Origin of the sequence: Stenotrophomonas sp. PS02301, from assembly GCF_029959485.1 — a bacterium.
In the GTDB taxonomy this organism is placed as follows: domain Bacteria; phylum Pseudomonadota; class Gammaproteobacteria; order Xanthomonadales; family Xanthomonadaceae; genus Stenotrophomonas; species Stenotrophomonas maltophilia_Z.
In genome coordinates, this window is sequence record NZ_JASCOO010000058.1 from 21,596 (window position 1) to 28,512 (window position 6,917).

At 69.3% G+C, this 6,917-nt stretch carries 8 protein-coding genes; 6 read left to right on the forward strand and 2 right to left on the reverse strand.

The features are described 5' to 3' along the window. Positions 1-23 precede the first annotated feature (23 nt). Positions 24-1,646, forward strand: coding sequence for a propionate catabolism operon regulatory protein PrpR (prpR, locus tag QMX81_RS14055; protein WP_282262375.1), 1,623 nt, complete (start codon positions 24-26; stop codon positions 1,644-1,646). A 1-nt stretch (position 1,647) separates the two neighbouring features. On the opposite strand, the gene pdxH is transcribed toward prpR, so the two are convergent. Further along, the gene (pdxH, locus tag QMX81_RS14060; RefSeq protein ID WP_282262376.1) at positions 1,648-2,247 is read right to left on the reverse strand and encodes a pyridoxamine 5'-phosphate oxidase; all 600 of its coding nucleotides are present in this window, start codon (positions 2,245-2,247) and stop codon (positions 1,648-1,650) included. 41 nt (positions 2,248-2,288) lie between these two features. On the opposite strand from pdxH, the gene QMX81_RS14065 reads away from it, so the two are divergent. Next, a complete protein-coding gene (locus QMX81_RS14065) occupies positions 2,289-3,116 on the forward strand; it encodes a kinase (RefSeq protein ID WP_121038905.1) in 828 nt (275 codons plus the stop codon). 27 nt (positions 3,117-3,143) lie between these two features. On the opposite strand, the gene QMX81_RS14070 is transcribed toward QMX81_RS14065, so the two are convergent. Beyond that, the gene (locus QMX81_RS14070) at positions 3,144-3,347 is read right to left on the reverse strand and encodes a dodecin family protein (protein WP_121038908.1); all 204 of its coding nucleotides are present in this window, start codon (positions 3,345-3,347) and stop codon (positions 3,144-3,146) included. Positions 3,348-3,442: 95 nt separating this feature from the next. On the opposite strand from QMX81_RS14070, the gene QMX81_RS14075 reads away from it, so the two are divergent. From QMX81_RS14075 to hemE, 4 genes are all read left to right on the forward strand, one after another. Then, a complete protein-coding gene (locus QMX81_RS14075; RefSeq protein ID WP_121038911.1) occupies positions 3,443-3,985 on the forward strand; it encodes a shikimate kinase in 543 nt (180 codons plus the stop codon). Continuing rightward, positions 3,982-5,091: a 3-dehydroquinate synthase gene (gene aroB / locus QMX81_RS14080; RefSeq protein ID WP_152151976.1), complete on the forward strand. Its 1,110-nt coding sequence runs from the start codon at positions 3,982-3,984 to the stop codon at positions 5,089-5,091. The genes QMX81_RS14075 and aroB overlap by 4 nt, the downstream gene beginning before the upstream one ends. A 70-nt stretch (positions 5,092-5,161) precedes the next feature. Beyond that, a complete protein-coding gene (locus QMX81_RS14085) occupies positions 5,162-5,413 on the forward strand; it encodes a WGR domain-containing protein (RefSeq protein WP_121038917.1) in 252 nt (83 codons plus the stop codon). Positions 5,414-5,474: 61 nt separating this feature from the next. Then, positions 5,475-6,548, forward strand: a complete 1,074-nt coding sequence (gene hemE / locus QMX81_RS14090; RefSeq protein ID WP_152151974.1) for a uroporphyrinogen decarboxylase — start codon at positions 5,475-5,477, stop codon at positions 6,546-6,548. Positions 6,549-6,917: the final 369 nt, after the last annotated feature.

Below are 6,917 nucleotides of genomic sequence, written 5' to 3' on the forward strand. Positions count from 1 at the left end.
AACTGAAACATCGAAACATGCCCATGTCGATCAGCCTGCCCCGACACCGTTCCCGCCTGTCCGATCCGGATGCCGGCCAACTGCCCGTGATCTGGACGGTCAGCGTGTCGCGCCTGACCGGCCTGCTCGGCGATGTGATTCCGGAGTTCGACCGCCGCGCCCGCATCGTGCCGATCAACCTCGGCTTCGAGGAGGCGGTGGATGTGATCGGTCAGCGCCTGCGGCGCGAACACTGCGACGTGGTCATCGCCGGCGGCTCCAATGCCGCCTACCTGCGCAGCCGGCTGGAGGTACCGCTGGTGCCTATCCAGGCCAACGGCTTCGACCTGATGGAAGCGCTGGCGCGCGCACGCCGGATCGCCCCGCGGATCGGTCTGGTCACGCATGCCACCGATGTGCCGACCTTCGGCAGCTTCCAGCACAGCTTCGGGCTGGACATCGAGCACCGCCGCTTCGTGACCCGTGAGGATGCGCGCGACTGCATCGCCGATCTGCGTGCCAACGGGATCGAGGTGATCGTCGGCACCGGCATGGCGATCGACCATGCCGAGCAGGTCGGGCTGCCCGGGGTGCTGCTGTACTCGGCGGACTCGGTGCGGCAAGCGTTCGAACATGCCTTGGAGCTGACCCAGACCCTGGCCCGTTCCGGGGCATCATCACTGCGGCGGCGGGCACCGGCCAAGCGCCGGGAGGCGGACCACGCCCTGCTCGGCGACAGCACGCCGATGCAGCAGGTGCGCGAGCACATTGCGCTGTACGCCCCGTACGACAGCACCGTGCTGGTCACCGGCGCGACCGGCACCGGCAAGGAACTGGTGGCGCGGCAACTGCATGCCGCCAGCGGCCGCCGGGGTCGTTTCGTCGCGCTGAACTGCGGGGCGATCAGCGAGTCGCTGCTGGAAGCCGAGCTGTTCGGTTACACCGAAGGCGCGTTCACCGGCGCACGTCGTGGCGGCCGTGTCGGTCTGGTGGAAGCGGCCGAGGGCGGCACCCTGTTCCTCGATGAGATCGGCGAACTGCCGCAGCCGCTCCAGACCCGGCTGCTGCGAGTCCTGGAAGAGCGCGAAGTGCTGCGCGTGGGCGCCACCGAGCCGACGCCGGTGGACGTACGCGTGGTCGCTGCCACGCTGCAGACGCTGGAATCGCTGGTGGACACACAACGCTTCCGCCGCGATCTGTACTACCGTCTGGCCGCGCTGCGCATCGCGCTGCCCACGCTGCACGAACGGCGCGAGGATGTCCCCGTGCTGGTGAGCCACTTCTTCCGGCAGCTCGCCGGCATGGACGCCCCCTTGTCCGCCGAGGCGATGGCGCGACTGCGCGACTACGCATGGCCGGGCAATGTGCGCGAACTGCGCAACATGGTCGACCGCCTGCGCATCCACTGGCAGCAGCAGCCGGGCACGTTGTCGCTGCCGCAGATGCTGAAGTGGTTGCCGGAGCTGCATGCGGTGCAGCGCCCTCGGGTGCTGCCAGGCGCCGGCGCCCCGGCAGCGCTCACTGCTGCCTCGCCGGCACGACCGGATGCGGCCGCGCTGCAGCAGTTGCTGGCCGACTGCGGCGGCAACCGCGAGCAGGCCTGCGCGCAGTTGGGGGTCTCGCGGACGACGCTGTGGCGTTGGCTGCGCGAGGCAACGCCTGCCTAGATCAGGGGAACAGCATCCGCTTGCTCCACTGCCCGTCCGCGCCGATCTCATAGCACCAACGCTCATGCAGGCGGAACTGCGCGCCGTACCAGAACTCGATCCGCTGCGGCACCACGCGCAGCCCGCTCCACCCTTCCGGGCGCGGCACGTCGCGGCCGTCGAAGCTGGCTTCGGTGGCGGCCACGCGCGCATCGAATTCCTCGCGCGAGGTCAGCGTCCTGGACTGCAGCGACGCCCACGCACCGATCTGGCTCATGCGCGGGCGCGAGGCGAAGTACGCATCGGCCTCGGCGTCACTGACCTGCGCCACCCGGCCCTCGATACGCACCTGGATGCCGGCCTCGCGCAGACTGCGCCACAGCAACAGCAGCGCCGCCTGCGGATTGGCCTGCAGCTCACGGCCCTTGTGGCTGTCCAGGTGGGTGTAGAACACGAAGCCGCGCTCATCGAACGCTTTCAACAACACCGTCCGCGCGGAGGGCTGGCCGTTCTGGTCGGCCGTGGCGACGGTCATCGCATTGGGTTCAACTTCGCGGCTGGCCTTGGCTTCCTCGAACAGCCCGGCAAAGGTGGATAGCGCTTCGGCATACAGATCGGTCATGGCGGTTTTCTTGTCACGCGGTTTGGGTTTATTGTCGCTGCATGCCTGCACCTGCGTACATGCCCCCGACGAAAGGTTTTCCGGATGCACTGGTCGCGCAGGCGCTGGACGACGCGCTGGGCTGCGGCGCGGCGGTTCCAGTATTGGCGATCAGCGGCCTGCAGGGGAGCGGCAAATCGACGCTGGCGGCCCAGGTGGTCGCATTGGCGGCATCGCGCGGCCTGCGCGCGGCCATGCTCTCCATCGACGATGTGTACCTCACCCGTGCCCAACGCCAACGTCTGGCACGGCAGGTGCATCCGCTGCTGCTGACCCGCGGTCCGCCGGGCACCCACGACCTGGCCTTGGCCCATGCCACGTTGGACGCCGTTGCGGCCGGCGGCCCGGTCGCCCTGCCCCGCTTCGACAAACTCGCCGATGAGCGGCAAGCGGAAAAGGACTGGCCGCGCGTCGACGGCCCGCTCGACCTGCTGGTGTTCGAAGGCTGGTTCCTCGGGACCCCGGCGCAGGACGAGACCGATCTGGACCCACCGCTCAACGCACTCGAGCGCGAGGCCGACGCGGACGGCCGCTGGCGGCGCTGGTGCAACCACGCCCTCGCCACCGACTACCCCGCGCTGTGGCAGCGCTGCGACCGGCTATGGTTCCTGCAGCCGCCGGATTTCTCGGTGATCCCGCGCTGGCGCTGGCAGCAGGAGCAGAACCTGCAGGCGGCCCAGCCCGACCGAAGCAGCATGAGCCGCGCCCAGCTGGAGCGCTTCGTCCAGTATTACGAACGGGTCAGCCGGCAGGCACTGCGTACCTTGCCCGCGTTGGCAGACACCGTGATTGCGCTGGACGAACAGCGCCGGGTCATTCCGACGCGCTGACCACGGCCACCGGTAGGTGCGCGGGGATCAACCGACCAGGAAGGTCACCCGCAGGTTCACCCGCCACTCGGTGATGTTGCCCTCGCCATCGGTCACCACCTTGGTTTCATTGATCCAGGCGCCCTGGATGCCTTTGACCGTTTCGGACACCTTCTTCAGGCCACTGCGTACGGCGTCTTCCACGCTGGTTTTGGAGGACGCGTTGATCTCGATGATTTTGGCGACGGACATGGGGCGCTCCGGTAGCGCGCGGGACAGTCCGCGCCGGCCCACCATGGGGGCCGGCGCGTAAAGGCGATGGCACGGAGATGTTAGGATCGAGGGTAATGAACCCCGCTCCGAACCTCATCCTGATTGGCCCGATGGGCGCCGGCAAAACCTGCATCGGGCGCCGGCTGGCCGAGCGCTTCACGCTGGACTTCGTGGATGCCGACCAGGCCATCGTGGACAGCACCGGGGCCAGCATTCCGGCGATCTTCGAGCACTCCGGGGAGGCCGGCTTCCGCCAGCACGAGCGGCAGGTCCTGCACGCCCTGCTGGACGGCCACGGTCAACTGATCTCCACCGGCGGTGGCGCGGTGCTGGATCCGGTCAACCGCGCGGCGATCGCCCGCCGTGGTTTCGTGGTCTACCTGCGTGTCAGCGTGCCTGCCCAGCTGGAGCGGCTGGCCCGTGACCGCGGCCGCCCATTGCTGCAGCGCCCGGACCGCGAACAGGTACTGCACGACATGGCCGCCGCCCGTGACCCGCTGTACCAGGGCCTGGCCGACCTCACCCTGGATACCGATCTCTACACGCCCGCCGAGGCCACCGCGCAGTTGGTGCTGCGCCTGGCCGCGCAGTGGCAGCGACAGGAAACACCCGAATGACTCCCTCCCCGCGCACCGTTGCCGTCAGCGGCGACACCCCCTACACCATCCACATCGGCCCGGGCCTGCTCGGCCAGGGCGAGCTGCTGGCCCGCCATGTGCGCGGTCGCCATGTGCTGCTGCTCAGCGATTCCTCGGTCGCCCCGCTGTATCTGGCCGGGGTGACATCGGCGCTGCTGGCCGTGCGCCCGGACCTGCTGATCGGTGAGCTGGTGCTGCCGGCCGGCGAGGCCTCCAAGACCCTGGCCCACTTCGGCGATGCGATCACCGCACTGGCCGCCCTCGGTGCCACCCGCGATGCCTGCGTGATGGCGCTCGGTGGCGGCGTCGCCGGCGATCTGGCCGGCTTCGCGGCCGCCTGCTGGATGCGCGGTGTCGACTGCGTGCAGTTGCCGACCTCGCTGCTGGCGATGGTCGATTCCTCGGTCGGCGGCAAGACCGCGGTAGACATCCCCGAAGGCAAGAACCTGGTCGGCGCCTTCCACCCGCCGCGCGCCGTCATCGCCGATACCGCCGCCCTGCGTACCCTGCCCCCGCGCGAGCTGCGGGCCGGCCTGGCCGAGGTGATCAAGTACGGTGCGATCCGCGACCCGCTGTTCTTCCAGTGGCTGCAGGCCGAACATGCCGCGCTGCTGGCCGGCGATGACACCGCGCTGGCCCAGGCCATCGCGCGCAGCTGCGAGCACAAGGCCGAGATCGTGGCGCGCGATCCGCTGGAAAAAGGCGAGCGCGCCCTGCTCAACCTCGGCCACACCTTCGGCCACGCGATCGAAACCGAACAGGGCTACGGCGCACCCGGCAACGACAACCTCAACCACGGCGAAGCCGTCGCGGTCGGCATGGTCCTGGCCGCGCGCCTGTCGGCCCAGCTGGGCATGAGCGGGGACGCCGACACGAACCAGCTGCGCGAGCTGCTGCTGCGCTACGAACTGCCGGTCGCCATTCCGGCCGGCCTGCAGCCCGAGGCGCTGCTGGCCCGGATGCGGCTGGACAAGAAGAACGTCGCCGGCCGGCTGCGCCTGGTGCTGTGGCGCGGGATCGGCCGGGCCGAAGTGGTCGCCGATGTCGACGAGGCCGACGTGCTGCGCGTGCTCGCCGCCGGCTGAGCCTGCGACGTTACGCCGCACCTGCCCGTCGCTGACGGCCGCCTGCGGCGTTCACGGCTACAATCGTGGCATGCGCGTCTTCCTGCACCACCACGCCCGCGGTGCCGATCCGGCCCGCTATCTCCAGCTCACCCTGCAACCGGACCTGTTCGGTGGCTGGGAGCTACTGCTCGAGTCCGGGCCCATCGGCGGGCGCGGGCAGCTGCGCCGCGAGCAATACCTGCAGGAAGACCTGGCGCTGGCCGCGTTCGAGAAGGCACGCGATGCGCACCTGCACCGCGGCTACGAAGTGACCTATACCAGTGGCGATCCGCCGCACTGAGCGGCCCCCACCGCCCTGCCCCCATTCGGCCCCGCGCCACCAGATCCCAAGGAAGCGTTCCGTGACCATCCCCTCCCGCCATGATCGCCTGCTGCGCGCCCTGCGCCGCGAACCGGTGGACTGCACCCCCGTCTGGCTGATGCGCCAGGCCGGCCGCTACCTGCCCGAGTACCGCGCCACCCGCGCCAAGGCCGGCAGCTTCCTGGCGATGGCCAAGAACCCGGATATCGCCTGCGAAGTCACCCTGCAGCCGCTGCGCCGCTTCGACCTTGATGCCGCCATCCTGTTCTCGGACATCCTCACCATCCCCGACGCGATGGGCCTGGAGCTGTACTTCGTCGAAGGCGAAGGCCCGAAGTTCCGCCACCCGGTCCGCGACGCGGCCGCCATCGCCAAGCTGGCCGTGCCGGACATGGAAACCGAACTGCGCTACGTGATGGACGCGGTGCGTGTGATCCGTCGCGAACTGGATGGCAGCGTGCCCCTGATCGGCTTCTCCGGCAGCCCGTGGACGTTGGCCTGCTACATGGTGGAAGGCGGCGGCAGCAAGGACTTCGCCCGCATCAAGGCGATGGCCCTGAACGAACCGGCCGCCCTGCACCAGCTGCTCTCGGTCGTCACCGACGCGGTGATCGCCTACCTTGCCGCCCAGCGCGCGGCCGGCGCCCAGGTGCTGCAGGTGTTCGACACCTGGGGCGGCGTACTCAGCCCCACCATGTACCGCGAATTCTCCCTGCGCTACCTGACCCGCATCGCGCAGGAACTCGAACGCGGTGAAGGGGCCGACCGCACCCCGCTGATCCTGTTCGGCAAAGGCACCGGCCTGCACCTCGGCGCTCTTGCCGACACCGGCGCCGATGCCCTCGGCGTTGACTGGACCCTGGACCTCGCCGATGCCGTCGCCCGCACCGGCGGCCGCGTCGCCCTGCAGGGCAACCTCGACCCCACCACCCTCTACGGCAATCCCGCCGCCATCGAACGCACTGCCGGCCAAGTGCTCGACAGCTACGCCCAAGGCAACGGCGGCTCCCGCGAAGGCCACGTCTTCAACCTCGGCCACGGCATGTCCCCGGACATGAATCCCGAGCACGTGCAGGTCCTGGTGGAAGCCGTCCACCGCTTGAGCCGGCGCTGATCGCCATCGGCAGGTAGCCGGCCAGCGGCCGGCACTACCCGGGCATGGCCAGCGACGCACGCGTTCTGCATCCAGAACGCGTGCTTTCGTTTCCACCCTCGAGACGGACGACGCATGCCGTCAGCAGTTGATCGGCGCCGATCATTGCCGCGCGGCGCGCGGCCATCCACGCATTGCGTGGATCTACCCATGTCATTCCCGGCATCACGTCCATTCCCGGCCATCAAGACGAGCGTGTGATGGCCTGCATTTTCCGTGGCAGCCAACCAATTGTCATGGGTGTGGCACGGGTGGGTTGGCGGGACCATGAGCGCCATGGATGGCGCGACATGAGCCTCCATGGACGGATTTACGGCGTGTCCCGCCGAC